The sequence below is a fragment of the Paracoccus haematequi genome (assembly GCF_900631945.1).
Taxonomy (GTDB): Bacteria; Pseudomonadota; Alphaproteobacteria; order Rhodobacterales; family Rhodobacteraceae; genus Paracoccus; species Paracoccus haematequi_A.
On sequence record NZ_UZWE01000039.1, the window covers coordinates 1 to 25,118 of the forward strand.

General features: G+C 67.8%; 29 protein-coding genes and 1 pseudogene. 15 read left to right on the top strand and 15 right to left on the bottom strand.

Annotated elements, in window-relative coordinates; genetic code table 11:
• The 3 genes and pseudogenes from PARHAE_RS14085 to PARHAE_RS14095 form a co-directional block, all read right to left on the bottom strand.
• Nucleotides 1-285 (bottom strand): annotated as a pseudogene (locus tag PARHAE_RS14085) (ornithine cyclodeaminase); the annotation flags it as partial.
• Between the two features lie 224 nt (nt 286-509).
• The gene (gene xylB, locus PARHAE_RS14090) at nt 510-1,961 is read right to left on the bottom strand and encodes a xylulokinase (protein ID WP_126155224.1); all 1,452 of its coding nucleotides are present in this window, start codon (nt 1,959-1,961) and stop codon (nt 510-512) included.
• Between the two features lie 21 nt (nt 1,962-1,982).
• Nucleotides 1,983-2,678 (bottom strand): HAD family hydrolase, encoded by a 696-nt coding sequence (locus PARHAE_RS14095; RefSeq protein ID WP_126155225.1) that lies wholly within the window; start codon nt 2,676-2,678, stop codon nt 1,983-1,985.
• A gap of 91 nt (nt 2,679-2,769) precedes the next feature.
• On the opposite strand from PARHAE_RS14095, the gene PARHAE_RS14100 reads away from it, so the two are divergent.
• Nucleotides 2,770-3,519 carry a bifunctional sulfate adenylyltransferase/adenylylsulfate kinase gene (locus PARHAE_RS14100; protein WP_126155226.1) on the top strand — a complete coding sequence of 250 codons (750 nt, stop codon included), beginning with the start codon at nt 2,770-2,772 and terminating at the stop codon, nt 3,517-3,519.
• 54 nt (nt 3,520-3,573) lie between these two features.
• On the opposite strand, the gene PARHAE_RS14105 is transcribed toward PARHAE_RS14100, so the two are convergent.
• The 3 genes from PARHAE_RS14105 to PARHAE_RS14115 all read right to left on the bottom strand — a co-directional run bounded on the left by PARHAE_RS14105 (nt 3,574) and on the right by PARHAE_RS14115 (nt 4,785).
• Entirely contained in the window at nt 3,574-3,801 is a 228-nt protein-coding gene (locus PARHAE_RS14105; RefSeq protein ID WP_126155227.1) for a DUF1150 family protein, read from the bottom strand.
• 11 nt (nt 3,802-3,812) lie between these two features.
• Entirely contained in the window at nt 3,813-4,223 is a 411-nt protein-coding gene (locus PARHAE_RS14110) for an Hsp20 family protein (RefSeq protein ID WP_126155228.1), read from the bottom strand.
• Nucleotides 4,224-4,323: 100 nt separating this feature from the next.
• Nucleotides 4,324-4,785, bottom strand: coding sequence for a hypothetical protein (locus PARHAE_RS14115; protein ID WP_164555259.1), 462 nt, complete (start codon nt 4,783-4,785; stop codon nt 4,324-4,326).
• Between PARHAE_RS14115 and PARHAE_RS21160 the strand changes: the two genes are divergently transcribed.
• From PARHAE_RS21160 to PARHAE_RS14135, 5 genes are read left to right on the top strand one after another with little or no spacing between them, the layout of a single operon-like run.
• The gene (locus tag PARHAE_RS21160; protein WP_164555260.1) at nt 4,777-5,040 is read left to right on the top strand and encodes a hypothetical protein; all 264 of its coding nucleotides are present in this window, start codon (nt 4,777-4,779) and stop codon (nt 5,038-5,040) included. The genes PARHAE_RS14115 and PARHAE_RS21160 overlap by 9 nt on opposite strands.
• Nucleotides 5,037-5,255 carry a YdcH family protein gene (locus tag PARHAE_RS14120; protein WP_126155230.1) on the top strand — a complete coding sequence of 73 codons (219 nt, stop codon included), beginning with the start codon at nt 5,037-5,039 and terminating at the stop codon, nt 5,253-5,255. The genes PARHAE_RS21160 and PARHAE_RS14120 overlap by 4 nt, the downstream gene beginning before the upstream one ends.
• A gap of 54 nt (nt 5,256-5,309) precedes the next feature.
• Entirely contained in the window at nt 5,310-5,795 is a 486-nt protein-coding gene (purE, locus tag PARHAE_RS14125; RefSeq protein ID WP_126155231.1) for a 5-(carboxyamino)imidazole ribonucleotide mutase, read from the top strand.
• On the top strand, nt 5,788-6,822 hold the full coding sequence (locus PARHAE_RS14130; protein ID WP_126155232.1) for a 5-(carboxyamino)imidazole ribonucleotide synthase: 1,035 nt from the start codon (nt 5,788-5,790) through the stop codon (nt 6,820-6,822). The genes purE and PARHAE_RS14130 overlap by 8 nt, the downstream gene beginning before the upstream one ends.
• Nucleotides 6,819-7,256 (top strand): NUDIX domain-containing protein, encoded by a 438-nt coding sequence (locus PARHAE_RS14135; protein WP_126155233.1) that lies wholly within the window; start codon nt 6,819-6,821, stop codon nt 7,254-7,256. The genes PARHAE_RS14130 and PARHAE_RS14135 overlap by 4 nt, the downstream gene beginning before the upstream one ends.
• 55 nt (nt 7,257-7,311) lie before the next feature.
• On the opposite strand, the gene purF is transcribed toward PARHAE_RS14135, so the two are convergent.
• From purF to radA, 3 genes are all read right to left on the bottom strand, one after another.
• On the bottom strand, nt 7,312-8,802 hold the full coding sequence (gene purF, locus PARHAE_RS14140; RefSeq protein ID WP_126155234.1) for an amidophosphoribosyltransferase: 1,491 nt from the start codon (nt 8,800-8,802) through the stop codon (nt 7,312-7,314).
• 137 nt (nt 8,803-8,939) lie between these two features.
• Nucleotides 8,940-9,536 carry a CvpA family protein gene (locus PARHAE_RS14145; RefSeq protein WP_126155235.1) on the bottom strand — a complete coding sequence of 199 codons (597 nt, stop codon included), beginning with the start codon at nt 9,534-9,536 and terminating at the stop codon, nt 8,940-8,942.
• Nucleotides 9,537-9,578: 42 nt separating this feature from the next.
• Nucleotides 9,579-10,943 carry a DNA repair protein RadA gene (gene radA / locus PARHAE_RS14150; RefSeq protein WP_126155236.1) on the bottom strand — a complete coding sequence of 455 codons (1,365 nt, stop codon included), beginning with the start codon at nt 10,941-10,943 and terminating at the stop codon, nt 9,579-9,581.
• 134 nt (nt 10,944-11,077) lie between these two features.
• Here radA and PARHAE_RS14155 point away from each other — a divergent pair, with 134 nt between their 5' ends.
• From PARHAE_RS14155 to PARHAE_RS14170, 4 genes are read left to right on the top strand one after another with little or no spacing between them, the layout of a single operon-like run.
• Complete coding sequence (locus PARHAE_RS14155) at nt 11,078-12,379, top strand: lipoprotein-releasing ABC transporter permease subunit (protein WP_126155237.1); 1,302 nt, start codon at nt 11,078-11,080, stop codon at nt 12,377-12,379.
• Nucleotides 12,372-13,040 (top strand): ABC transporter ATP-binding protein, encoded by a 669-nt coding sequence (locus PARHAE_RS14160; RefSeq protein ID WP_126155238.1) that lies wholly within the window; start codon nt 12,372-12,374, stop codon nt 13,038-13,040. The genes PARHAE_RS14155 and PARHAE_RS14160 overlap by 8 nt, the downstream gene beginning before the upstream one ends.
• A 47-nt stretch (nt 13,041-13,087) precedes the next feature.
• The gene (locus PARHAE_RS14165; RefSeq protein ID WP_241232822.1) at nt 13,088-13,498 is read left to right on the top strand and encodes a c-type cytochrome; all 411 of its coding nucleotides are present in this window, start codon (nt 13,088-13,090) and stop codon (nt 13,496-13,498) included.
• Nucleotides 13,495-13,995, top strand: a complete 501-nt coding sequence (locus PARHAE_RS14170) for a phosphatase PAP2 family protein (RefSeq protein WP_241232823.1) — start codon at nt 13,495-13,497, stop codon at nt 13,993-13,995. The genes PARHAE_RS14165 and PARHAE_RS14170 overlap by 4 nt, the downstream gene beginning before the upstream one ends.
• Here PARHAE_RS14170 and PARHAE_RS14175 read toward each other — a convergent pair.
• The 5 genes from PARHAE_RS14175 to PARHAE_RS14195 all read right to left on the bottom strand — a co-directional run bounded on the left by PARHAE_RS14175 (nt 13,992) and on the right by PARHAE_RS14195 (nt 17,853).
• On the bottom strand, nt 13,992-14,819 hold the full coding sequence (locus tag PARHAE_RS14175; protein ID WP_126155239.1) for an alpha/beta fold hydrolase: 828 nt from the start codon (nt 14,817-14,819) through the stop codon (nt 13,992-13,994). The genes PARHAE_RS14170 and PARHAE_RS14175 overlap by 4 nt on opposite strands.
• A gap of 57 nt (nt 14,820-14,876) precedes the next feature.
• Nucleotides 14,877-15,665, bottom strand: coding sequence for an enoyl-ACP reductase FabI (locus PARHAE_RS14180; protein WP_126155240.1), 789 nt, complete (start codon nt 15,663-15,665; stop codon nt 14,877-14,879).
• Nucleotides 15,666-15,679: 14 nt separating this feature from the next.
• Nucleotides 15,680-16,909: a beta-ketoacyl-ACP synthase I gene (fabB, locus tag PARHAE_RS14185; protein ID WP_126155241.1), complete on the bottom strand. Its 1,230-nt coding sequence runs from the start codon at nt 16,907-16,909 to the stop codon at nt 15,680-15,682.
• Between the two features lie 33 nt (nt 16,910-16,942).
• On the bottom strand, nt 16,943-17,452 hold the full coding sequence (fabA, locus tag PARHAE_RS14190) for a bifunctional 3-hydroxydecanoyl-ACP dehydratase/trans-2-decenoyl-ACP isomerase (RefSeq protein ID WP_126155242.1): 510 nt from the start codon (nt 17,450-17,452) through the stop codon (nt 16,943-16,945).
• A 104-nt stretch (nt 17,453-17,556) separates the two neighbouring features.
• A complete protein-coding gene (locus tag PARHAE_RS14195; RefSeq protein ID WP_126155243.1) occupies nt 17,557-17,853 on the bottom strand; it encodes an alkylphosphonate utilization protein in 297 nt (98 codons plus the stop codon).
• A gap of 116 nt (nt 17,854-17,969) precedes the next feature.
• Here PARHAE_RS14195 and gshB point away from each other — a divergent pair, with 116 nt between their 5' ends.
• Nucleotides 17,970-18,920: a glutathione synthase gene (gshB, locus tag PARHAE_RS14200; RefSeq protein WP_126155244.1), complete on the top strand. Its 951-nt coding sequence runs from the start codon at nt 17,970-17,972 to the stop codon at nt 18,918-18,920.
• A 325-nt stretch (nt 18,921-19,245) separates the two neighbouring features.
• On the opposite strand, the gene edd is transcribed toward gshB, so the two are convergent.
• Complete coding sequence (gene edd / locus PARHAE_RS14205; protein ID WP_126155245.1) at nt 19,246-21,048, bottom strand: phosphogluconate dehydratase; 1,803 nt, start codon at nt 21,046-21,048, stop codon at nt 19,246-19,248.
• A gap of 140 nt (nt 21,049-21,188) precedes the next feature.
• On the opposite strand from edd, the gene PARHAE_RS14210 reads away from it, so the two are divergent.
• The 4 genes from PARHAE_RS14210 to pgl are packed head-to-tail and all read left to right on the top strand — an operon-like array spanning nt 21,189 to nt 25,107.
• Nucleotides 21,189-22,382: an RSP_2647 family RNA methyltransferase gene (locus PARHAE_RS14210; RefSeq protein WP_126155246.1), complete on the top strand. Its 1,194-nt coding sequence runs from the start codon at nt 21,189-21,191 to the stop codon at nt 22,380-22,382.
• Nucleotides 22,382-22,921: an RSP_2648 family PIN domain-containing protein gene (locus PARHAE_RS14215; protein ID WP_126155247.1), complete on the top strand. Its 540-nt coding sequence runs from the start codon at nt 22,382-22,384 to the stop codon at nt 22,919-22,921. The genes PARHAE_RS14210 and PARHAE_RS14215 overlap by 1 nt, the downstream gene beginning before the upstream one ends.
• Nucleotides 22,922-22,981: 60 nt before the next feature.
• Nucleotides 22,982-24,433, top strand: a complete 1,452-nt coding sequence (gene zwf, locus PARHAE_RS14220) for a glucose-6-phosphate dehydrogenase (RefSeq protein ID WP_126155279.1) — start codon at nt 22,982-22,984, stop codon at nt 24,431-24,433.
• A 2-nt stretch (nt 24,434-24,435) separates the two neighbouring features.
• Nucleotides 24,436-25,107: a 6-phosphogluconolactonase gene (gene pgl / locus PARHAE_RS14225; protein WP_126155280.1), complete on the top strand. Its 672-nt coding sequence runs from the start codon at nt 24,436-24,438 to the stop codon at nt 25,105-25,107.
• Nucleotides 25,108-25,118 lie beyond the last annotated feature (11 nt).

The window sequence follows — 25,118 nt, forward strand, 5'->3', positions numbered from 1 at the left end:
ATGCCCGTCGTCCTTGTCGAAGACCAGCATCCCGCCCTGCACCGTCGGCAGCCCCCTGGCGGCGTTCCCGTCGAACACCGTGAAGGGCTTGGCGCCGTAACCCAGCCCCGGAATGAAGGCCGACCGGGTCATCATCGTGGCCGTCGCGGGGCCAAGGAAGGTGTCCGCGATCTCGGCCCGCGGCAGGGCGTGACCGGCCCGCAGCGCCTGGACCGCGCCCGGCCAGTCCAGCCGACCGGCCGCCGTGTCAGAGGTGATGAAGCGGGGGGTGGGGGTCTGAGTCATGATGCGGCCCATTGCTGTGGCGGTTGTCGGTGCAGGTCAAGCAGATTCCAGCGGATTGATAAGGCGGCTCCGCCGGTCTGGCTTGAGGTTGGGCGGGGCGAAGGGAACTCACCTCAAAACGTGAGGTATGATACAACGCCGCTGCCGACCGTGATCAACGACAGACCGGCCAGTCTGCTGATATGGTTAGGTCTGGCGCCGGCAGGGCGGGTAATTCGTGGGCCTTACTGCACCGCCCGGATCGCCGGATAGGCGGCGCGGAACGCCTCGTATCCCGCGTCGAAGCGGTCGCGCAGCGTGGCGTCTGGGGCGATCTCCTCGACCACATCGGGGGCGGTCATCACATCGGCCAGGCTGCCCGCGCCCGCTGCGACCATGCCCAGCCGCGCCGCGCCCAGAGCCGCGCCGAATTCGCCGTCCGCAGGCAGGGTCAGCGTCACGTCCAGCGTCGTGGCGATGGCCCGCAGCCAGTACCGCGACCGCGCCCCGCCGCCGATCGCCATCATCCGGTCCAGCCGCGCGCCCGTGGCCTTCAGCGCCTGGTTGCTGTCGCGCAACCCGAAGGCCACGCCCTCCAGCACGGCGCGGACCATGTCGTCGCGCGTCGTGCCCGACCCCAGGCCGGTGAAGGCGCCGCGAATGACCGCGTCGTTATGGGGCGTCCGCTCGCCCGACAGATAGGGCAGGAACCGCACCGTGCCCGGTGGTTGCAGCGCGTCGCCCAGGTCCGCCGTCAGGTCGGCGGGCCGCGCCCCGGTGATCCGCGACAGCCAGTTGAGGCTGTCGGTCGCCGAAAGCATCACCCCCATCTGGTACCACGTCCCCGGCACCGCATGGCAGAAGGTGTGCAGCGCCGTTTCGGGCGCGGGGTGATAGCCGTCGCGCGCCGCCACCAACACGCCCGAGGTTCCCAGCGACACGAAGCCCTGGCCCTCGGCCATGGCGCCGATCCCGCAGGCGGCGGCCGCATTGTCGCCCGCGCCGCCCGCGACGATCACGGGATGCGGCAGCCCCCAGGACCGCGCCAGATCCGCGCGCAGCTGACCGGCGGCGTCGGACCCCTCGACCAGGCGGGGCATCTGGTCGCGGCGCATGCGGCCCGCCGCCAGCAGCGCGTCGGACCAGTCGCGCGCGCCGGTATCCAGCCAGGACGTGCCCGCCGCATCCGACATGTCGGTGACGTGATCGCCCGTCAGATACAGGTTCAGGAAAGCGGCTGGCAGCAGGACGCGGGCAATGCGGGCGTAATGGTCGGGTTCATGCGCCCGCACCCATTCCAGCTTGGGCGCGGTGAAGCCCGGAAAGACGATGTTGCCCGACAGATCGCGGACGCCAGGGGTCGCGTCCAGGGCGGCGGCCTCGGCATGGCTGCGGGTGTCGTTCCACAGGATGCAGGGGCGGATCACCCGGTCGTCGGCATCCAGCAGCGTCGCGCCGTGCATGTGGCCCGCCACGCCGATGCCGCGCAGGGCGGCGAATTCGGGATGGCGGTCGCGCAGCTCGGCAACCGCGCCCTCAAGCGCGGCGATCCAGTCGCCGGGTTCCTGTTCGGACCAGCCGGAATGGGGATGGCTGACGGGATAATGCCGCTCGGTCGAGCCGATGGGCCTGCCGCCGCTGTCCACCAGCAGGGCCCGCAGCCCGGATGTGCCAAGGTCGATCCCCAGAAAACTCATGCTTCCCCCTTTGGAATGCGTTCATCGGTCCGTCGGCTGCCGATCCAGAAGCGCGTCCAGCATCCCGTCCATGTCCGGCAGCACCACGGCGGCCCCGGCATCCGTCAGGCGGCGCGCGTGATCGGCCTGCATCCCGGCCAGGTGGCTGCCGCCGGTAAAGCCCACGGCGCGCATTCCGGCAGCGCGTGCGCCGACGATGCCGTGGGGCGAATCCTCCATCACCGCGCAGGCCTCGGGCGGGACGCCCAGCCGGTCGGCCGCCAGCAGGAACAGGTCGGGGGCGGGCTTGCCGCGCTTGACCTGATCGGCGCTGAAGATGCGGTCGCCGAACCGATCGGCCAGCCCCGCCACCTGCAAGGTCACGCCCAGCCGGTGGATCGAACTGCCGGTGGCGATGGCCACCGCGACGCCGCGCGCCGCCAGATCGTCCAGCAGCGCCGGAATGCCGGGGATCACCCGCAATTCGGCGGGATAGCGCGCCAGCAGCCGGGCTTCGAAATCTTGCGCGAAATGGGGCAGGTCGTCGCGGTCCAGGGACTCGGCGATGTGGCTGACGATGGACTGGATCGACACGCCCAGGAACTTGCGCCGCAACTCGTCGATGGTTGTGTCCAGCCCCTCGGCCGCCATCAGCTCGGCCAGGGTTTGCAGCGACATCGGCTCGCTGTCGACCAGGCAGCCGTCCATGTCGAAGATCACGGCGCGGATAGCGGACATGCGGCCCCCTTCGTGTTGGCGTTAACGGTCAGATCCCTACACCCATCGGGCGCGGATGACAAATGCCGCCGCCTGCGGTATGGCCGGGACCATGACCCATCCCCACCTTTCCCCCGTCCGAGAGCTTTACGTCTCGCCCGACGCCGCCGCCGCCCTGCTGGCCGAGGCGGGCAAGCTGCCCGCCTGGAGGCTGGAGGGGCGGCAGGCGGGCGACCTGGCGCTGCTGATGAACGGCGGCTTCGCCCCGCTGCGCGGCTACATGACCCAGGCAGACCATGACGCCGCCCTTCCGCAGGCGGATTGGCCGGCGCCGCTGGCCTTGCGGGTGACGCAGGATTTCGCGGCGCGGGTCCAGCCCGGCGACGACATCGCCCTGTGCGACGAGGACGGCGTGGCGGCGGTGATGTCGGTAACCGACGCCTGGGGCGATCCGGTGCTGCTGGGCGGCAAAGTCAAGGGATTGCGACGCTTGGGACAAGGTCCGACGCCCAACGCCCTGCGCGCGCTGTTCCGCGACAGGGGTGCCCACCGGGTTCTGGCGGTCCAGCCGGACCGGCCCGATCAGGTCGCTGCTGCCGCCCGGCTGGCGCGGGAACTGGACGCCGCCCTGCTGATCCAGCCGCTGCCGGGCGTGGTGGCCGATGTCCCGGACGGCGCGATCCTGGCACCGCTGCCGGTGGCCCTGCCCGGCGGTCCCCATGTCGCGCTGTGGCAGGGGATGGTCGCGCGCAATCACGGCGCCACGCATCTGATGCTGTTCGACGCCGCCGCGCTGGACAGCTATCGCCCACATCAGGACCGGATCGGGGTGAGGATGGTCGGGCCGGACAAGGCCCCGTGACGGCGCAGCCCGCCCGGTCTTGGGGGGCAGGGCGGGCGTCCGCCCCGCGGAATGTCAGTGGACGCTGACCGGCGTCAGTTCGTTCTGGCGCGCCAGCAGGAAGGCCAGCGAGCGTTCCTTGACCAGGGCCAGCCGTTCGCCGTCCGCGTCGTGGACGGCATAGAGGCTGTCGATGCCCTCAAGCTGCTTGCGGACCTCGATGGGCAGGGTGCTGGTCTCGACCTGCCGGATATAGACGGTCTTCGCGGCGTCGCTGCCGCCGAAATCGAATTTGGTATCCATGATGATCCCCTTTACTTGCGGCTGATCGGAATGGTCTGGACGATCTGCCTGGGCTGCACGCGCTTCAGATCAACATGCAGCAGTCCGTTTTCGATGCTCGCGGCCTCGACCTCGACCCCGTCGGCCAGAACGAAGCTGCGCTGAAAGGCGCGGGCTGCGATGCCCCGGTGCAGGAACACGCGGTCCCCGTCCGGTTCCGCCATCCGGCCGCGGATGACAAGCTGCCGGTCCTCGGTCGTGACGGACAGGTCCGGCTCGGCGAAACCGGCGACGGCCAGCGTGATCCGAAACCCATCGGGCGCGATATGTTCGATGTTGTAAGGCGGATAGCCCTCGGCCCCCTTGGCGGCCCGTTCGGCCAGGCGCTCGATCTGGTCGAAGCCAAGAAGATAGGGATGCGCCCCCAGTGAAATCTTCGTCATGTCAGCCCTTTGCCCATCAAGCGACTGTGGCGCGGACCCCGTTTGCGGCAATCCGCCTGGGTTCAATATGTGAACGGGCCAGGGGCCGTGCAAGGGGCAGTCAGGGCCGGATTCCGCAGGCGGCAGCGGCCTGGGCGATGGCCGCGCGCGATCCGGTCAGCGGAAAGCCCGCGCGCCGGCCTGCCGATGCGACCTCGACCCCGCTGCCCGACATCAGCGCCCGCAGCAGCGGCGATCCCGAATCCGCCGTGGTATAAAGGATGCCGTTCTGCGCGATGAAGGACTGGGAATAGGCCCGGCCGTCCACGCTGATCCGCGTGCCCTGGGCCGACCCGCCCAGTCCCGCCACGCCGATCAGCGCCTTGCCGCCGCGCTGGCAGATATAGTTCAGCGAACGGTCGCCCAGGTGGATCGCGGCGGAATGGGCGCCGCCGGCGCTGTGGGTGATCCAACGCGGCGCCACGGCGCGATCCTGGGCGGGCGCCTCGGACCCGCCGCCGCTGCATTGCCGGGCGACGCAGGCCGCATAGGCGGGGCTGGAAGCGGGGCCGTGATGGAACATGCATTGATTGACGCAAAGCTGTTCTTCATCCATCTGCGCTATCGCCGGGCCGCCCGCGAGGACAATGGCCAGCATCAAGGCCGCTTTCGGCGTCGGAACCATCGTCGCACCCCCTATGACCGCTCTCATTTTCGTGAGGTCTTGAAAATATTCAAGCCGCATTCGCGCGTCACGAAGCATCTTGTTAACATGCGCCGTGCTAACGATTATAGTCGATGCGAAGATCCTTCGCGTCCAGCCGGGCAAGCCAGATGAACATGCACCATGAAATGTCCCATGACGAGATCGCCCGCGCGAAGCTGGCGGCGCTGCGCTGCGAACATCGCGACCTGGACGAGGCGATCGCCGCCCTGTCGGCCCAGCAACTGACATCCTCGCTGGCGCTGCAACGGCTGAAGAAGCAGAAGCTGGTGCTCAAGGACCAGATCGCCCGGCTCGAGGATGAGATCACCCCCGACATCATCGCCTGATTGCGGCGACGCGCCCCCCGCGCTATGGCAGGCGGGCAGATGCGGGGGACAAGGATGGACAAACCTGTGGGCATCATCATGGGCAGCCAGTCGGACTGGCCCACGATGAAGGAGGCCGCGGCGATCCTGGAAGAACTGGGGATCGGTTACGAAGCCCGGATCGTCAGCGCGCATCGCACCCCCGACCGGCTGTGGGATTACGGCAAGACGGCGGTGTCGCGCGGGCTGCGGGTGATCATCGCCGGGGCAGGGGGCGCGGCGCATCTGCCGGGAATGATGGCGTCGAAGACCCGCGTCCCGGTGATCGGCGTGCCCGTGCAGACCAAGGCGCTGTCGGGTGTCGATTCGCTCTATTCGATTTTGCAGATGCCCAAGGGCTATCCGGTCGCCACGATGGCCATCGGCGCGGCGGGGGCGGCTAATGCCGGACTGATGGCGGCGGGGATCCTGGCGATCTCGGACCCCGCGCTGGCCGAACGCCTGGACGCCTGGCGCCAGGCCCTGTCCGATTCCATTCCTCAGGAGCCGCGCGATGAGTGATGTCAAAACAATCGGCATCCTGGGCGGCGGCCAACTGGGCCGGATGCTGTCGGTCGCGGCCAGCCGCCTGGGCCTGCGCTGCCATGTCTATGAGCCCGGCGCGGCGCCTGCGGGCGAGGTGGCCTGGCAGGTGACGAACGCCCCCTATGAGGACGCCGAGGCCCTGCGCGCCTTCGCCGACAGCGTGGACGTGATCACCTATGAGTTCGAGAACGTGCCGACCTCGGCGCTGGACCTGCTGGAAAGCCTGCGCCCGATCCGCCCCAACCGCCGCGCCCTGGCGGTGTCGCAGGACCGGCTGACCGAAAAGACCTTTTTGAACGAGATCGGGCTGGCGACCGCCCCCTTCGCCGACGTGCCGGAACAGGCCGATCTTGAACCCGCCATCACCCGGATCGGCCGCCCCTCGATCCTCAAGACCCGCCGCATGGGCTATGACGGCAAGGGCCAGGTCCGCATCGGCGAAGGCCCGGCGGACTGGACCGGCGCGCCCTCGGTCCTGGAAGGCTTCGTGGATTTCACCGCCGAGATCAGCGTCATCATCGCCCGCGGCGCCGACGGCCAGGTCGCGGCCTTCGATCCCGGCCTCAACGTCCACCGCGAAGGCATCCTGCGCACCACCACCGTGCCCTGCGGGCTGCCCGGAAAGGTCACGACCGACGCGGTTCTGATCGCCGCGCGCATCGCCAATGCGCTGGATTATGTCGGCGTGATGGGGGTCGAGCTGTTCGTGACCCCGCAAGGCCTTATCGTGAACGAGATCGCGCCCCGCGTCCACAATTCCGGCCACTGGACGCAGGCGGGCTGCGCGGTGGACCAGTTCGAACAGCATATCCGCGCCGTGGCGGGACTGCCCCTGGGCGATGGCCGCCGCTATGCCGATGTGGTGATGGAGAACCTGATCGGCGACGATCTGGACCGCCTGCCCGGCCTGCTGAAGACGCCGGACATGCAGGTTCACCTGTATGGCAAGGGTACGCCGCGTCCGGGGCGCAAGATGGGGCATGTCAACCGGATCATCCGGTGAAACCGCCCCGGCTGGCCGTCCGCGCCGCGATCCTGCGCGACGACCGGCTGCTGATGGTCAACGCCTATGCGGGGCAAAGATCCGACCTGTGGTGCCTGCCCGGCGGCGGGGTCGAACCCGGCCAGTCCCTGCCTGAAAACCTGATCCGCGAAGTGGCCGAGGAAACCGGCCTGACGATCATCGTCGGCGCGCCCATCCTGGTGAATGAATTCCACGATCCTGCCAGCGGCTTCCACCAGATCGACCTGATCTTCCGCGCGAAACTGACGACCGGCGACGTAACCCTGAACGACCCGGAAGGCGTGGTGAACCGCGTCGTGTGGGCCAGCCGCGCCGACCTTCGCAGCCTGCGCCACAAGCCCGACACCCTGGCCCGCGCGGTCTGGGGCCAGCACGCCGCCTGGTACGACCCGCTGGAACGGATCGTCCGCTGATCATCTTCTGTGCGCAAATATCCCACAGGGGGCGCGGGGGACGTGAAGTCCCCCGTTACTCCGCCGCCTCGTTCATCGCGGTTTCCGACCCCGCCTTCATGCGGAACCCGCGCTCAAGCTGGTCGAAAGGCGCCACCGGATAGTCGCCGGAAAAACAGGCGTCGCAATATTGCGGGCAGGCGTTGTTGCGGCCCTGCGCCTCGCCCACGGCGCGATAAAGGCCATCCAGCGACACGAAGGCCAGCGAATTGACGCCGATCCAGTCGCGCATCTCCTCGGGCGTCATGTTCGCGGCCAGCAGCTTGTCGCGGTCGGGCGTATCCACGCCATAGAAGCACGGCCAGGCGGTCGGGGGCGAGGCGATGCGGAAATGCACCTCGGCCGCGCCCGCGTCCAGAATCATGTCCTTGATCTTGCGGCTGGTGGTGCCGCGCACTACGGAATCGTCCACCAGCACCACGCGCTTGCCCGCGATCAGCGACCGATTCACGTTCAGTTTCAGCCGCACGCCCATGTTGCGGATCTGCTCGGTCGGTTCGATGAATGTGCGGCCCATATACTGGTTGCGAATGATCCCCATTCCATAGGGAATGCCCGATTCCTGGGCGAAACCGATGGCCGCCGGGGTGCCGCTGTCAGGGACCGGGCAGACCAGATCCGCCTCGATCGGCGCCTCGCGGGCCAGTTCCACGCCGATCTGGCGGCGGGTCTCATAGACCGAGCGCCCGCCGATGATCGAATCGGGGCGCGAGAAATAGACGTGTTCGAAGATGCAGAACCGGCCCTTGGAGGGACCGAAGGGACGCGACGATTCGACCTCTCCGCGAGAAATCACCACCATCTCGCCCGGCTCGATCTCGCGGATGAACTCGGCGCCGATGATGTCCAGCGCGCAGGTTTCCGAGGCCAGCACGAAGCCGTCGTCGCCGACCTTGCCCAGCACCAGCGGGCGCACCCCCAGCGGGTCGCGCACGCCGATCAGCTTGGTGCGGGTCATTGCGATGACGGAAAACGCCCCCTCGATCCGGCGCAGCGCGTCCTTCATCCGTTCGGGGATGTTGCGCTGGATCGACCGCGCCATCAGGTGGATGATGCATTCGCTGTCGCTGGAGGACTGGAAGATCGACCCGCGCTCGATCAACTCGCGGCGCAGGGCGGCTGCATTGGTGATGTTGCCGTTATGGGCGATCGCGCAGCCGCCCATGTGGAATTCGCCGAAGAAGGGCTGCACGTCGCGGATTGCGGTCGCGGCCTTGGTCCCGGCGGTGGAGTAGCGCACATGGCCGATGGCCAGCGGCCCCGGCAGGGTCGCCATTACCTCGGCCTTGGTGAAGTTGTCGCGGACATAGCCGAAGCGATGGGCGCTGTTGAAGCCGCTTTCGGGATCATGGGCGACGATGCCGCCCGCTTCCTGCCCGCGATGCTGCAAGGCGTGCAGCCCCAGGGCCACGAAGTTCGAGGCATCGGCGACGCCGATGGCCCCGAAAATGCCGCATTCCTCGTGCAGGCGGTCCGAATCGAACGGATGGGCCAGGAAGGGTTTCATCGCGGCATCCTGAATGGCTTTGGGCTGTCCCGCGCTATGTAGTGCGGGTGCGTCCCGAAGTCACGCCCCCACGGTGCGGCAGGGGCGGATTTTCGTCATCGAAGCGTCACGCGCAGGGCAGGCATGCAGGCCGTGCATCAGTTCGCGGCAGGCGGGGTTTCCTGGGCCGAGGGGGTGGCCGCAGCCGTGCAGCCCGCCACCATCTGCTCGTAGCGGCTGACGATCCAGCCCGGCGCGTCGTCGGGAACCTGGCTGTCCAACTGGCCGCGCATCCGTTCGAAGACCTGCGCGGACCGGCTGTTTTCCACGACCGCGACCTGCTGGCTTGTCATCACGCGGTCATAGACGATGAAGGCGATGGCGACCAGCAGGATGCCGCGCGCCACGCCGAACAGGAAGCCCATGCCCTGGTCCACCCCGCCAAGCGCCGAACGCTGCACCACGGACGAGAACAGCGGCGTGATGATGGAAAAGACCACCAGGGCCAAGGCGAAGACCACCGCGAATCCGGCGATGGTGGCCAGTTCGCAGCTGTCGCCCAGGAAACGGTCCAGCACCGGCAGTTGCGCGATCAATGGCCGCATGGCGGCGGCGAAGATGAAGGCCAGGATGGCCGCGCCGATCCAGCCCAGGATCGCCAGCGATTCGCGCACGAAGCCGCGCGACCAGGCCAGGATGGCCGAAAGGATGATGACCGCAGCCACCACCGCGTCGATGATCGTGAAACCGTCCATTGAACCTGCCCCTGCGCCGGTTATGCTTTCATTTCAGGCACTTCAGCCGGCGCCGAAGACCTCGCCCACAAATCCCGTCAGGTCGGCGATGCGCCTTGTGCCCATGCCGCCCGCACCCTCGACCTTCTGGCTGTCGGGTAAAATCGCCTGTGAAAAACCAAGTTTCTGCGCCTCTTTCAACCTGTTTTCCGCCTGCGCGACGGGACGCAGCGCGCCGGAAAGGCTGATTTCGCCGAACAGCACCGCATCGGGCGGCAGGGCGCTGTCCTCGCGCGCCGACAAAAGCGCCCCCGCGATGGCAAGGTCGGCTGCCGGTTCGTTGACCCGCATCCCCCCCGCGACGTTCAGGAATACGTCCAGCCCCGCAAAGGGAATGCCGCAGCGCGCCTCCAGCACGGCCAGGATGGTGCTGACCCGGCCGCTGTCGAGGCCCACCACCGTGCGGCGGGGGCTTGCCAGCGTCGAGGGGGCGACCAGGGCCTGAACCTCGGTCAGGACGGGTCGGGTGCCCTCGATCCCCGCGAAGACGGCGCTGCCGGGGACCGGCTGGCCGCGTTCGGACAGAAACAGGGCCGAGGGATTGGCGACCTCGGCCAGGCCGCTGCCGGTCATCTCGAAGACGCCGATTTCATCCGCCGGGCCGAAGCGGTTCTTGACCGATCGCAGGATGCGGAACTGGTGGCCGCGCTCGCCCTCGAAATAGATCACGGTATCGACCATGTGTTCGACGACGCGCGGCCCGGCGATCTGGCCCTCCTTGGTGACATGGCCGACCAGGAAGATCGCCACGCCCTTGCGCTTGGCGAAGGTCACAAGCTCATGCGCGGCGGCGCGGACCTGGGCCACGCTGCCCGGCGCTGCCTCGACCTGATCGGACCACAGCGTCTGGACGGAATCGATGATCGCCAGGTCGGGCCGTTCGTTGTCCAGCGTGGTCAGGATGTCGCGAAGGTTGGTCTCGGATCCCAGCCGGACCGGCGCATCGGCAAGGCCAAGGCGCTGCGCGCGCATGCGGACCTGGGCGCTGGCTTCCTCGCCGCTGATATAGACCGCTTGCAGCCCGCGCCGGGCAAAGGCCGCCGCGCCTTGCAACAGCAGCGTGGATTTGCCGATGCCCGGGTCGCCGCCGACCAGAACCGCGCTGCCGGGGACAAGCCCCCCGCCCAGAACCCGGTCCAGTTCGTCCATTCCGGCCAGATGGCGCGGGGGCGGGGCCTCGGTCGTTTGCAGGCTGGACAGGGGAACGGCCCGGCCCTTGTGAGCGCCGAGGCCCCGGCCTGGTCCCTGGGACAGCGGCGCCTCTTCGACGATGGTGTTCCAGGCGCCGCAGGCGTCGCAGCGCCCGGCCCATTTCTTGTGGGATGCGCCGCAGGCGGTGCAGGTGAACGCGGTGGTGGATTTTGCCATGACGGGTATGTGGCATCTGGGGGTTGCCGTCGCAAGTTGGGTATTTGGGCAAAGAAGAAGCCCTCACGCCTTTGTCGGCTTGATCTTTAGGGGCGGCGCGGTCAGGTTCCGGGCGCAAATCCAAGGCGTTCCGCATGGCCACACCCCGACCGTTCTCGCGTTACGAATTCACCATTGCCTGGCGATACCTGCGCGCCCGCCGGGCCGAGGGCGGGGTCAGTGTGATGACCTGGATCAGTCTGATCGGCATCGCTCTGGGGGTGATGGCGCTGATCGCCACGCTGGCCGTGCGGGCGGGTTTCCGGGCCGAATTCGTGGACACGATCCTAGGGGCGAACGCCCATACCACCGTCTACATGGCGCCGCAGCGGATCACCAACGAGTTCACCGACGATCTGTATGTGGTGCCGGGGCGGATCGCCGATTACGATGCGATGGCGGCCAAGCTGGCGCAGGTTCCCGGCGTCATCCGCACCGCGCCGGTGGTGCGCGGGCAGGTCATGGCGACCGCCAACGACAGTTCGAACGTGGCTGAGGTTTTTGGCATATCCCTTAATGATCTCAAGGAAATGCCGCGGATCGTGGATGCGGCGACATCGGTCGGCAGTCTTGAGGATTTCGACCGGGGAATCGCCATCGGCTCGGGCATCGCGCGGGAGCTGGCGGTCGGTCTGGGCGACAAAATCCGCCTGATCGCCCCGGAGGGCGCGCGCACCGCCATCGGCACCACGCCGCGCGTGAAGGCATACGAGGTGACCTATATCTTCAGCGCCGGGCGATACGACATCGACCGCACCCGCATCTACATGCCGATGGCCGAGGCGCAGTCCTATTTCAACCGCGAGGGCGTGGCGGACGAGATCGAGGTCTTCGTCGTGGATCCCGAGAAGGTGGACGACTGGACCCTGCCGCTGCTGGCGGCGGCGGGCGAGGGGGCGCAGGTCTGGAACTGGCGCGACAGTTCCGGCAGCTTCCTGGCGGCCCTGGACATGGAGGATGACGTGATGTTCGTGATCCTGTCGGTGCTGGTGCTGATCGCGTCGATGAACATCACCAGCGGGTTGATCATGCTGGTCAAGAACAAGGGCCGCGACATCGGCATCCTGCGCACCATGGGCCTGACCGAAGGCGCGGTGTTGCGGGTGTTCTTCCTCTGCGGGGCCTTCACTGGGGTGATTGGCACCATCGCCGGGGTGTTCCTGGGCGTGCTTCTGGCGCTGAACGTGGACAGCATCATGGCGGCGCTGAATGCGCTGACCGGCGGCGGCGCCTGGCAGCCCGAGGTTCGCGGGATCTATCGCCTGCCCGCCGAGTTGCGTGCCTGGGACATCTTCCGCGCGGTCGCCCTGTCGCTGTTCCTGTCCTTCGTGGTCACCATCTTCCCCGCGCGCCGTGCCGCGCGCATGAACCCGGTCGAGGCGCTGCGCTATGAATGACGTGTTGCGCCTGGAAGCGGTCGGCAAGACCTATGGCAAGGGCGGCCCCGCCCCGGTCGAGGTACTGCGCGGCCTGGACCTGACCGTTGCGCGGGGCGAGGTCGTGGCCCTGGTCGCGCCCTCGGGGGCGGGGAAATCGACGCTGCTGCATATCGCCGGGCTGCTGGACACGCCCGATGCGGGCCGGGTGATCCTGAACGGGCGCGACATGACCGGCCTGCCGGACAAGCCCCGAACCGAGGCGCGGCGGCGCGAGCTGGGCTTCGTCTATCAGTTCCACCACCTGCTGCCCGAATTCAGCGCGGCCGAGAACATCGTCCTGCCGCAACTGGCAAACGGCATTTCCCAACGCGACGCCGCCGCCCGCGCCGCCGATCTGTTGGGCCGGGTCGGGCTGTCGCATCGTGCCGATCACCGCCCTGCGCAACTGTCGGGCGGCGAACAGCAACGCGTGGCCTTTTGCCGGGCGCTTGCCAATGCGCCCAGCCTGCTTCTGGCGGACGAGCCGACCGGCAACCTGGATCCCGAAACCTCGGACCGGGTGTTCGACATGCTGATGGCCCTGGTCCGCGATACCGGGCTGTCGGCGTTGATCGCCACTCATAACCACGGCCTGGCCGCCCGCATGGACCGGGTGATCGGCCTGAACGCGGTTGCCTGAGCCATCCCGCCGGGGCAAACTTCCCGAAAGCAACCAGAGAGGCAGCGATGAAGGCGATATATGGGGCGGCCCTGACCGGACTGGCGATGGCGGGCGGGATCGCCGCCTGCGCGCCCACCCCGAACGACCAGGCCCAGGCGCGTAATGATTTCAATGCGCTGTGTGTGGATTGCCACGGCCCCGCAGGGCATGGTGACGGCCCCGCGGCCGAGGGGATGGTGCCGCATCCGGTCGATCTGACCCGCGTGGCCGCTGATAACGGCGGCGTCTTCCCGCGCCTTCAGGTGATGGGCCATATCTATGGCTTCACGCCGGGGCGCAGCGAATCGCCGATGCCGGAATTCGGCGACCTGCTGGACGGGCCGACCATCCCCTATGACGCGGGCGATGGCGTGCTGACGCCCACGCCCGTGCGGCTTGTGGCGCTGATGGAATATGTCGAGGGCATGCAGCGGTGAAGATCCTGCCCGCTGCGGCACTTGCGGCGATGCTGGCCCAGCCAGCAACCGCCGACCCCTTCGAGGATTTCGGCACCGCGATGAAATACGGCCTGCCCCTGGCTGCCGCCGTCTGCGCCGCCCGCGACGACCGGCTGGAGGATTTCGCGATCCGGGGCGCCCTGCAAGCCGTCGTGGTCCTGGGCCTGAAGACCTGGCTGGACGGCACACCGATCTCGGTCCGCCCGAACGGAGAGGGTAGGGGCTTTCCGTCGGGACATTCCGCGTCGGCCGCCTTCGGCGCGGCCGACTTGGCGGGCAAGTGCTTCCCCGACGACCGCGCGGCAGGGATCGGGCTTTACGGCGCGGCGGGACTGACGGCGGCCAGCCGGGTTCATGCGGGCGAACACACGATGCAGCAGGCCCTGACCGGCGCGCTGATCGGCTTCGGCTTCGGCGCCGCCGATTTCGGCATCGGCACCGAGGGCGCCAGCTTCAGTGTCGGAATGCGCTTCTAACGCCCGCAGCGGTCCAGCCAGGCGTCGATGGCGGCCAGCGACTCGGGTTCGTCCAGCCAGGGCACATGGGCGCGGCCCGGCACTTCGGCGAAGATCGTGTCGGGACGGCGGCGGAGCATGTCGGCGGCGACCTCCGCCGACAACAGGTCCGAATTGGCCCCCCGGATCAGTGCCACGGGCAGGCCCGCCGTCGCGTCCCACAGCGGCCACAGGTCGGGGGCTTCCCCTTCGAACGCCGCCAGGAATGCCTCGCGCAGCGCGGGGTCATAGCGGATCCGCAGCCCGTCCGGCGTTTCCTCGTAATGCCGCCGCGCATCCTCCAGCCAGCGGCCGTCGGCAACATCGGCAAAGCCCGGCATCGCCGCAGGCAGCCGTTCCGCAAGCGCCTGATGCGTCCGCGCCGACGGGTTGCGCCCCACATAATCGAAGATCCGCTCCAGCCCCGCCTGCTCGATCACTGGCCCCACATCGTTCAGGCACAGCCCCAGCAGCCGGTCATGCGCCACTGCGGCCAGCAGCAACCCGATCAGCCCGCCGCGCGACGTGCCCAGCACCGCCGCCCGGTCGATCCCCAGATGGTCCAGCAGCGCCAGGGCGTCCTTGCCCTCTTGCGGGACGGTATAGGTGGCGGCGCCGGTGAAATCCGACTGCCCCCGCCCGCGATAATCCATGCGGATCAGCCGCACCCCCGACAGATGCGGCGCGACATAGTCGAAATCGCCCATGTTCCGCGTCAACCCCGACAGGCACAGGACCGGCAGCCCCTCGCCCTCATCGGAATAGGCCAGCCGCGCCCCGTCACCTGCCGTAAAGACCTTGCCCATCTTCTGTGCCCAAATATCCTCTGGGGGTCCGGGGGGCGAAGCGCCCCCGGTGCGACTTCACAAATTCTCGCTCTGCGGCATTCCCAGCACATGATAGCCGCCATCGACCAGCACGACCTCTCCGGTCGTGCAGGCGGCCCAGTCCGACAGCAGCCAGACGGCGGTGCCGCCGATCGCCTCCAGCGTGGCGTTCCGGCGCAGGGGCGCATTGGCCTCGGTGTGGCGGAAGGTCTTGCGCGCCCCGCCGATGGCCGCGCCGGCCAGGGTCTTCATCGGTCCGGGGCTGATCGCGTTCACGCGGATCCCGTCCGGGCCCAGGTCGTTCGCCAGATAACGCACGGTCGATTCCAGCGCCGCCTTGGCCACGCCCATGACGTTGTAGAAGGGCGTCACCCGATTCGATCCGCCATAGGTCAGGGTGATCAGCGACCCGCCTTCAGCCATCAGAGGATGTGCGCGCCGCGCCACCTCGATGAGGGAATAGCAGGAAATTTCAAGGCTGTGCTTGAAGTTCGCCCGGCTGGTATTCATGAACCGGCCGGTCAGTTCGTTCTTGTTGGAAAAGGCGATGGCGTGGATCAGAAAATCCAGTTTGCCCCAACGTTCGGTGATGGCCGCGAAGGCCGCATCCAGCGACGCGTCGTCGGTCACGTCCACGTCCAGCAGGAAGTCCGACCCCAACTGCGCGGCCAGCGGCTGCACACGCTTGCCGAACGCCTCGCCCTGATAGGAAAACGCAAGCTCGGCCCCCTGGGCGGCCACCGCCTTCGCGATGCCCCAGGCGATGGAATGGTCGTTCGCGACCCCCATCACAAGCCCGCGCTTGCCCTTCAGAAGATCGCCCATCAATGACCTCGTTCTTATTCTTTGTATCGCGACATCAGCAGGGTGGCATTGGTGCCCCCGAAGCCGAAGCTGTTCGACAGCACGGAATCCAGTCCCGCATCGTCCACCCGGCTTGTCGCAATCTCGCCCGGCTGGATCTCCGGGTCCAGAGTAGTCACATTTGCAGATGCTGCAATGAAGTCATTTTGCAACATCAGCAGGCTGTAGATCGCCTCGTGCACACCCGTTGCGCCCAGGGAATGCCCGGTAAGCGATTTGGTGGAACTGATCGGCGGCGTGTTGCCCTCGCCCCAGATGCGGCGGATCGCCTTGACCTCGCCGATGTCGCCCACCGGGGTCGAGGTGCCGTGCGCGTTGATATAGCTGACCGACCGCCCCTCGGGCAGGGTCGCCAGGGCCAGCCGCATCGACCGCTCGCCGCCCTCGCCGGACGGGGCGACCATGTCATAGCCGTCGCTGGTCGCGCCATAGCCGGTCACTTCGGCGTAAATCTTGGCGCCGCGCGCCAGGGCGTGTTCCAGTTCCTCCAGCACGACCACGCCGCCGCCGCCTGCGATCACGAAGCCGTCGCGCGTCGCGTCATAGGGGCGCGACGCCGTCTGCGGCGTGTCGTTGTATTTCGACGACATGGCGCCCATCGCGTCGAACAGGCAGGACAGCGTCCAGTCCAGTTCCTCGCCGCCGCCGGCAAAGACGATGTCCTGCTTGCCCATCTGAATCTGTTCCACGCCATTGCCGATGCAATGCGCCGATGTCGAACAGGCCGAGGTGATGGAGTAGTTCACGCCCTTGATCTTGAAGGGCGTCGCCAGGCAGGCCGAATTGGTCGAGGACATGCAGCGCGTCACCATGAACGGCCCCATGCGCTTGGGGCTGCCCTTCTGGATGACGGTCTGGTGCGCCTCGAAGAAGTTGCTGGTCGACGGCCCGCCCGATCCCATGATCAGGCCGGTGCGCGGGTTCGACACGTCGCCGTCCTCAAGCCCCGAATCCTTGATCGCCTGTTCCATGGCGATGAAGTTGTAGGCCGCGCCCGGACCCATGAAGCGCAGGTTGCGCTTGTCGATGTGATCCTCCAGCACGATCTGCGGCATGCCGTGGACCTGGCTGCGGAATCCGTGTTCGGCATATTCGGGGGCGAAGACGATGCCCGAACGGCCCTGTTTCAGGCTTTCGGTCACCTCCTCGGCGTTGTTGCCGATGGGCGAGACGATGCCAAGGCCGGTGATGACGACGCGTCGCATGGGGCCTTCCTCCTTCTGGTTAGATGGCCGCCATCAACTGGATGACAGCGCGACCTTCATGTCCCTGACCTGATAGATGGTCTCTCCATCCGCCTCGACGCGGCCATCGGCCACACCCATGGTCAGGCGCCGTGTCTGCACGGCCTTCGTGAAATCGACGTGATAGCGCAGAAGCTTGCGGTCGGGGCGGACCATGCCGGTCAGCTTGACCTCGCCCACGCCCAGGGCATAGCCGCGCCCCTGCCAGCCCCGCCAGCCCAGGTTGAAGCCGGTCAACTGCCACAGCCCGTCCAGGCCCAGGCAGCCCGGCATGATCGGATTGCCGGGGAAATGGCAGGCGAAGAACCACAGGTCCGGGGTGATGTCGAATTCCGCGACCACATGGCCCTTGCCATGGTCGCCGCGATCCTCGGAAATGTCGGTGATGCGGTCCATCATCAGCATGGGCGGCTCGGGCAGTTGCGCATTGCCGGGGCCGAACAGTTCCCCGCGCGCGCAGGCCAGAAGGTCGCCCTTGTCGAAGCTGGTTTTCTCCATCGCCATGCGGGTCTTGCCTTTCGTGTCGGCACGCGGCCGGGCCTGTCCAAGTTGACGTTCCGTCTATCATCCGCCGCGAAGGCGGTGCAAGTCCAAGCCGCGCGGGACGTTCAGCGTTTGCGCACGAACTCGGTCCGCAGCACCAGCCCCTTGATCGTGTCGTGGCGGCAGTCGAGCTCTTCGGGGTTGTCGGTCAGGCGGATCGACCGGATCACGGTCCCCTGCTTCAGCGTCTGGCCCGCGCCCTTGACCTTCAGATCCTTGACCAGCACCACCTGGTCGCCATCGGCCAGCGGGTTGCCCGCCGCGTCGCGCACTACGGCGCCAGCCGCCGCCTCGGCCGCGATTTCCGAAGCCGGGCGCCATTCGCCGGTCGCCTCGTCATAGACATAATCCTCGTCGGCCATCGCCTGTCCTTTCGCTGCGGTTTCACCGCCCCTACGCCGCCGCCGCGCCCGGTGCAACGCTTGCATCCCGCCCCGCGCCGCGCGACAAGCATCCCAGCCCCCGCAAGGAGAACCGCATGAGCCTGTATGTCGCCCTGCAAATGGACCCGATCGAGGATGTCTCGATCACTGCCGACAGCACCTTCCGCATCGGGCTGGAGGCCCAGGCGCGCGGCCACAGGCTGTTCCAGTACACCGTGGATCAACTGCGCTATGACGAGGGCCGGGTGATCGCGCGGGGCCGCCCCGTCACGCTGCGCCGCGAACAGGGCAACCACGTCGCCTTCGGCGACTGGGCCGAGGTCGACCTGTCCGATTTCGACGTGGTCTGGCTGCGCCAGGATCCGCCCTTCGACATGGCCTATGTCACCTCGACCCACCTGCTGGACCGGGTGCATCCGGGGACGCTGGTGGTCAATGATCCGTTCTGGGTGCGCAACTGTCCCGAAAAGCTGATGGTGCTGGATTTCCCCGACCTGACGCCGCCCACCATGATCGCCCGCGACCCCGCCGCGATCCGCGCCTTCCGCGACCGGCACGGCGACATCATCGTCAAGCCGCTTTACGGCAATGGCGGGGCAGGGGTCTTCCACCTGGACCCCGAGGACCGGAATTTGTCGGCGCTGCTGGAACTGTTCGCAGGGATAAGCCGCGAGCCGATGATCGCGCAGAAATACATCCATGCCGTCAGCAAGGGCGACAAGCGCATCATCCTGGTGGACGGAGAGCCGGTCGGCGCCATCAACCGCGTCCCGCAAACGGGCGAGGCGCGGTCGAACATGCACGTGGGCGGGCGCGCGGAAAAGATCGGCCTGACCGAGCGCGAATACGAGATCTGCCGCCGCATCGGCCCGAGCTTACGCGAAAAGGGCCTGATCTTCACCGGCATCGACGTGATCGATGGCTGGCTGACCGAGATCAACGTGACCTCGCCCACGGGGATCCAGGAACTGGAGCGGTTCGACGGGATCAACGCAGCCGAGGCGATCTGGGTGGCGATCGAGCGGCGGGTAGGGGCAAGCACTTAGCCTTGGGAATCTCAGCAAGCGGATCGGCGCCTCGACGGGCTGCCATCCAGAGTGTGTAGCCGTCGAGGTTATTTGTCGCCGGATCACGCCAGATCTTGCGAAACCAGTGTCTCCATTCCACATGCAGCCCATCGACGCTGTTGAGGTGATGAGCCTGGGCGTCCGGGATCCACGGCGGCCTTCGATGGGCACTGGGTAAGGTGATCCCGCGGGCCTTAGCGATGGCTTTGTAGTGATGCGCTCCGTCTAGGAGGACGATTGCATCGGGTGCCACCTGGGGCGCAAGCGCGGCCTCGGCGGCCGCGCTGCCAGCCAAGGTCCAAGATCACACGACCACGCCCGCGCCCTCGGTCGCGGGGCCGGCGACGGCGCGGAAGGCGGCGAACAGCTCGCGGCCCATGCCCTGGCTGCTGGGGGCGGGGTCGAAGGCTGCGGCGGGGCGAGCTTCGAAGCCGGGGGCCAGGCAGTCGATGGTGCCGGACACCGCGTCCAGGCGGATCGGGTCGCCGTCCCGGACGCGCGCCAGGGGGCCGCCGGCCGAGGCTTCGGGCGAGATATGGATGGCGGCGGGAACCTTGCCCGAAGCGCCGGACATGCGGCCGTCGGTCAGCAGGGCCACCTTGAAGCCCCGGTCCTGAAGCACGGCCAGGATCGGCGTCAGCGAATGCAGTTCGGGCATCCCGTTCGCGCGCGGCCCCTGGAAGCGGACCACCACGATGGTGTCCTCGGTGAACTCGCCCGCCTTGAAGGCCGCCTTGACCTGTTCCTGGTCGGAGAAGACGCGCGCCTTCGCCTCGATGACATGGCGTTCGGGGGCGACGGCGCTGACCTTGATGACGCCGCGACCCAGGTTGCCCTGAAGCTGCTTCAACCCGCCGGTGCGGGCGAAGGGATCGTGGGCGGGGCGCAGGATCTTGTCGTTCAGGGTCTGGCGGGATCCTTCCTCCCACCGGATACGGTCGCCGTCCAGCTTCGGCTCGGCGGTATAGCCGTCCAGGCCGGTGCCGTTGATGGTCTTCACGTCGGGATGCAGCAGCCCCGCGTCCAGCAGCTGCCCGATCATGTAGCCGATGCCGCCCGCCGCGTGGAAGTGGTTCACGTCGGCCAATCCGTTGGGATAGACGCGCGCCATCAGCGGCACGGATTCCGAGATGTCGTGGAAGTCCTGAATGTCGATCAGGATGCCCGCCGCCTTGGCCATGGCGGGGATGTGCATGACCAGGTTCGTGGATCCGCCCGTCGCCATCAGGCCGACGATGCCGTTCACGAAGGCCTTTTCGTCCAGAATCTCGCCTGCGGGCAGGAAGTCGTTGCCCAGGCGGGTGATGGCGGCGGCGCGTTCGACGCCCGCGACGGTCAGGGCCTCGCGCAGCGGGGTGTTGGGGTTCACGAAGCTGGAACCGGGCAGGTGCAGGCCCATGAACTCCATCAGCATCTGGTTGCTGTTCGCGGTGCCGTAGAAGGTGCAGGTGCCGGGCGAATGATAGGACGCCATCTCGGCCGCCATCAGCGCGTCGCGCCCGACCTCGCCCGCCGCGAATTGCTGGCGGATGCGGGATTTCTCGTCATTGGGCAGGCCCGAAGGCATCGGACCGGCGGGCAGGAAGACGGCGGGGATATGGCCGAAGGTCGCGGCGGCCATCACCAGGCCCGGCACGATCTTGTCGCAGACGCCCAGATACAGCGCGGCGTCGAAACAGTCGTGCGACAGCGCCACGCCCGCCGCCAGGGCGATCACGTCGCGGGAGAACAGCGACAGCTCCATCCCCGCGCGGCCCTGGGTCACGCCGTCGCACATGGCGGGGACGCCGCCCGCGACCTGGACCGTGGCGCCCGCCGCCTGGCCCGCGCGGCGGATCAGGTCGGGGTAACGCTCGTAGGGCTGATGGGCCGACAGCATGTCGTTATAGGCGGTGACGACGCCGATATTCGGCTTGCGCGACAGGGCCAGGTCTTCCTTGTCGGGCATGGCGGCATAGGCATGGGCCTGGTTGCCGCAGGACAGATGGGCGCGGCGGGGACCATCCTCGGCCGCGCGGGCGATCTTGGTCAGATAGGCGTCCCGCGTGGTCCGGGACCGGGCGCGGATCCTGTCGGTGACGCGGTCGATGGTGGCGTGCAGGGTCATGGCTGGCTCCTTCTTCCAAGGAGTATATACGATGTTAGCGTTAACGGTTCAACTGTGCTTGTCGCGGCGGCGGGGATCGCGCGACGGCCTTGTGCCGGGCCGGGCGCCATGCCAGATCCGGGGCGCGAAAGGATGATCCGATGACCGACCTGCCCGTGCTGCGCCTGCGCCCGAAATCCAAGCCCCAGGCGATCCGCCACGGCTTTCCCTGGGTCTTCGCCGACGAGGCGGTGCTGGACCGCCGCAGCCGCGCCATCGCGCCGGGCGGTTTCGCCGTGCTGGAGGATGCCGAACGCAAGCCCCTGGGGCTGGTGACGGTCAATCCCAACTCCAAGATCGTCGGGCGGGTGATGGACACCGACCCCGATGCCCGGATCGACGGCGCCTGGCTGGCGGCCAGGTTGGCGCGCGCCTTGCAAATGCGCGAACGGTTGTATGACGCCCCGTTCTATCGGCTGGTCCATGCCGAGGCGGACGGGCTGCCGGGCCTGGTGATCGACCGCTTCGGCGATGCGGCGGTGATCCAGCCGAACGCGGCCTGGGCGGACCGGATGGCCGACGACCTGGCCGATGCGCTGATCCGGGTCACGGGCGTGTCCACGGTGATCCTGAACGGGCAGGGCCGGGCGCGCGGGCTTGAGGGTCTTGAGGAGCGGATGGAGGTTCTGCGCGGGCAGGCGCCCGCCGAACCCGTGGCGGTGCCGATGAACTGCGCGACCTATCTGGCCGACCTGATGGGCGGGCAGAAGACCGGGCTGTTCTTCGACCAGCGGCCCAACCACGCCTTCGCGCAGCGGTTGGCGAAGGACGCATCGGTGCTGGACATGTTCAGCCATGTCGGCGGCTTCGGGCTGGCGGCCCTGGCGGCCGGGGCGGCCCATGCCACCTGCGTGGACGGCAGCGCGGCGGCCCTGGAACTGGCCCAGGGCGGGGCAGCGCGCATGAATGCCGCCGACCGTCTGGAAACCGTGCAATCCGACGCCTTCAAGGCGATGGAGCAGATGGCCCTCGATGGCCGCCGATTCGATCTGGTGGTCTGCGACCCGCCTGCCTTCGCCCCCGCCAAACCGGCCCTGGAGGCGGGCCTGCGCGCCTACGAACGCGTGGCGAAACTGGCGGCGCCGCTGGTCGCTGCCGGCGGCTATCTGGTGCTGTGCAGTTGCAGCCACGCGGCCGACCTGACCGCCTTCCGCAATGTCAGCGCGCGGGGCATCGGGCGCGGCGGGCGGCGCGGGGTGCTGATCCATACCGGCCAGTCCGGGCCGGATCACCCGACGCTGCCGCAACTGGCCGAGACCGGCTATCTCAAGGCGCTGTTCTTCCGGCTGGACTGATGCGCGCGGTCCTTGACGCCAATGTCCTGTTCCCGACCGTCCTGCGGGAAATCCTGACCGATCTGGCGGGGGCGGGGCTTTACACGCCGCTGTGGTCCCCCCGGATCCTGGCGGAATGGCGCGCCGCCGCGTCCCGGCTCGGCAGCGATCAGGACGCCGTGGCGGGGGCCGAGATCGCGCTGCTGCGCAACCGCTTTCCCCAGGCCGAACTGCCCGACGGCGGCAGCCGCGCGATCGACCTGGACTTCCCCGATCCCGCCGACCGCCATGTGGTCGAGGCCGCTTTGGCGGGGCGCGCGAGCCTGGTCGTCACCGCCAACCTGCGCGACTTTCCCCAGGGGCTGATGGCGGGGCTTGGATTGCGCGCCGTCCATCCCGACGCCTTCCTGCTGGATCTGCACGCCGCCGATCCCGGCGCTGTGGCCCTGGCGGTGGGGACCGCGCGCGACAAGGCTGCGGCGATGGGCGGCGACATGACCGTCGCCCAGATGCTGAAACGCAGCCGCCTGCCCCGGCTGGCCAAAGCGCTGAAAGGTTGATCCGAGTTGCTGTTAACGCTAACAAGAGATATGGCGATCCCCAGCCTCAAGGAGGACAGCATGGTCTCGCGCGTCATTCCGGTCGATGACTTCGATCTGGTGATTTTTGGTGCCACCGGCGATCTGGCTCAGCGCAAGATCCTGCCCGGATTGTTCCGCCGCTTCGTTGCGGGACAGATCCCCGAAAGCGCGCGGATCATCGGCGCGGCGCGGACAGATCAGGACGATGCCGCTTTCCGGTCCGAGGCCGCGAAGGCCATCGTGGAATTCGGCGGCATTTCCGCCGACGATCCGCGCCTGGCGCAGTTCCTGGAATTGCTGGGCTATACCCCCATCGACGCCAAGGGCGAGGGCGGCTGGACCGACCTGAAATCGCGAATCCGGCCCGGCGCGGTCCATGCCTTCTATTTCTCGGTCGCGCCGGCGCTGTTCGGCGACATCGCCAGCCGGCTGGCCAGCCACGGCATCGCGGATGAGAAAAGCCGCATCGTGGTGGAAAAGCCGTTCGGTCGCGACCTGGAAACCGCCCGCGCGCTGAACGCGACCCTGGCGCGCCATTTTGCCGAGGAACAGATCTATCGGATCGATCATTACCTGGGCAAGGAAACCGTCCAGAACCTGATGGCCGTGCGGTTCGCGAACATCCTGTTCGAACCGCTGTGGAATTCCCAATACGTCGATCACGTCCAGATCACGGTCGCGGAAACCGTGGGCGTGGCCGGGCGCGGCAGCTATTACGACAAGTCCGGCGCGATCCGCGACATGGTGCAGAACCATATGATGCAGCTTCTGTGCCTGATCGCGATGGAGCCGCCCTATCACTTCGACCCGAACGCGGTGCGCGACGAAAAGCTGAAGGTGATCCGCGCCTTGCAGCCGGTCGAGCCGGGCGACATCGTGCGCGGCCAGTATCAGGGCGACGGCAAGTCCAGCGGCTATGTCGAGGATTCGGAAAACCCCGATTCGCGGACCGAAAGCTATGTCGCGATGAAGGTCTGCATTTCCAACTGGAGGTGGCAGGGCACGCCCTTCTATCTGCGCACCGGCAAGAAGCTGCGCGCCCGCACCAGCGAGATCGCCATCGTGTTCCGCGAGCCGCCGCACTCGATCTTTGACGACAGCGGCGCCCCCAAGGCGAATGAGCTTGTCATCCGCCTGCAACCGAACGAGGGTATGAACCTCAAGGTGATGATCAAGGAACCGGGGCCGGGGGGAATGCGGCTGGTGCAGGTGCCCCTGGACATGTCCTTCGCCGAGGCGCTTGGCGCGGATGGCAGCGACATGCCCGATGCCTATGAACGGCTGATCATGGATGTGATCCGCGGCAACCAGACCCTGTTCATGCGCGGCGACGAGGTCGAGGCCGCCTGGGCCTGGACGGATCCGATCATCGCCGCCTGGGAAGACAGCAAGCGGCGGCCGGAACCCTATGACGCGGGATCCTCTGGCCCCGAGGAGGCGTTGCGCCTGATGCATCGGGACAATCGCCGATGGAGGGAAATTCGCGCATGACCATGGAATTGAAGGAATATCCCGATCGAGAGATGCTGGCCTTGTCGCTGGCCGACCAGATCGCCTCGCAACTGGCGCAGCAACTGCGCACGGGCGACGCCGCCAGCCTCTGCGTGCCGGGCGGCACCTCGCCCACCCTGGTCTTCGAGACGCTGAGCGGGGCCGATATCGACTGGTCCCGCGTCACGGTGTTCCTGGGCGACGAACGCTGGGTGGACGGCGACCACAAGCGGTCGAACGGCCGCCTGCTGCGCCGCCACCTGCTGCGCGACCGGGCGGCCGCTGCGAACTACATCGACCTTTACACGGGGGCGTCCACGCCCGTCGAGGCCGCCCCGGCCTTGGCCGAGGCGATCCGCCCGCACCTGCCGATCAGCGTCGTGCTGCTGGGCATGGGCAACGACATGCACACCGCCAGCCTGTTCCCCGGCGCCGACCGCCTGGCCGAGGGGCTGGCCGCCGACGCCCCCCTTGTCCTGCCGATCCGCGCCGAGGGCGCCGAGGAGCCGCGCGTCACCCTGACCCGGCCCGCCCTTGCCGATGCCATGAACATCCATGTCCTGCTGATGGGACCGGAAAAGCGCGAGGCGCTGGAGCGCGCGCAGAAGCTGGACCCGATCCAGGCGCCGATCCGCGCCTTCCTGGACAACGCGACTGTTCACTGGGCCGAATGATCCGCCCGAAG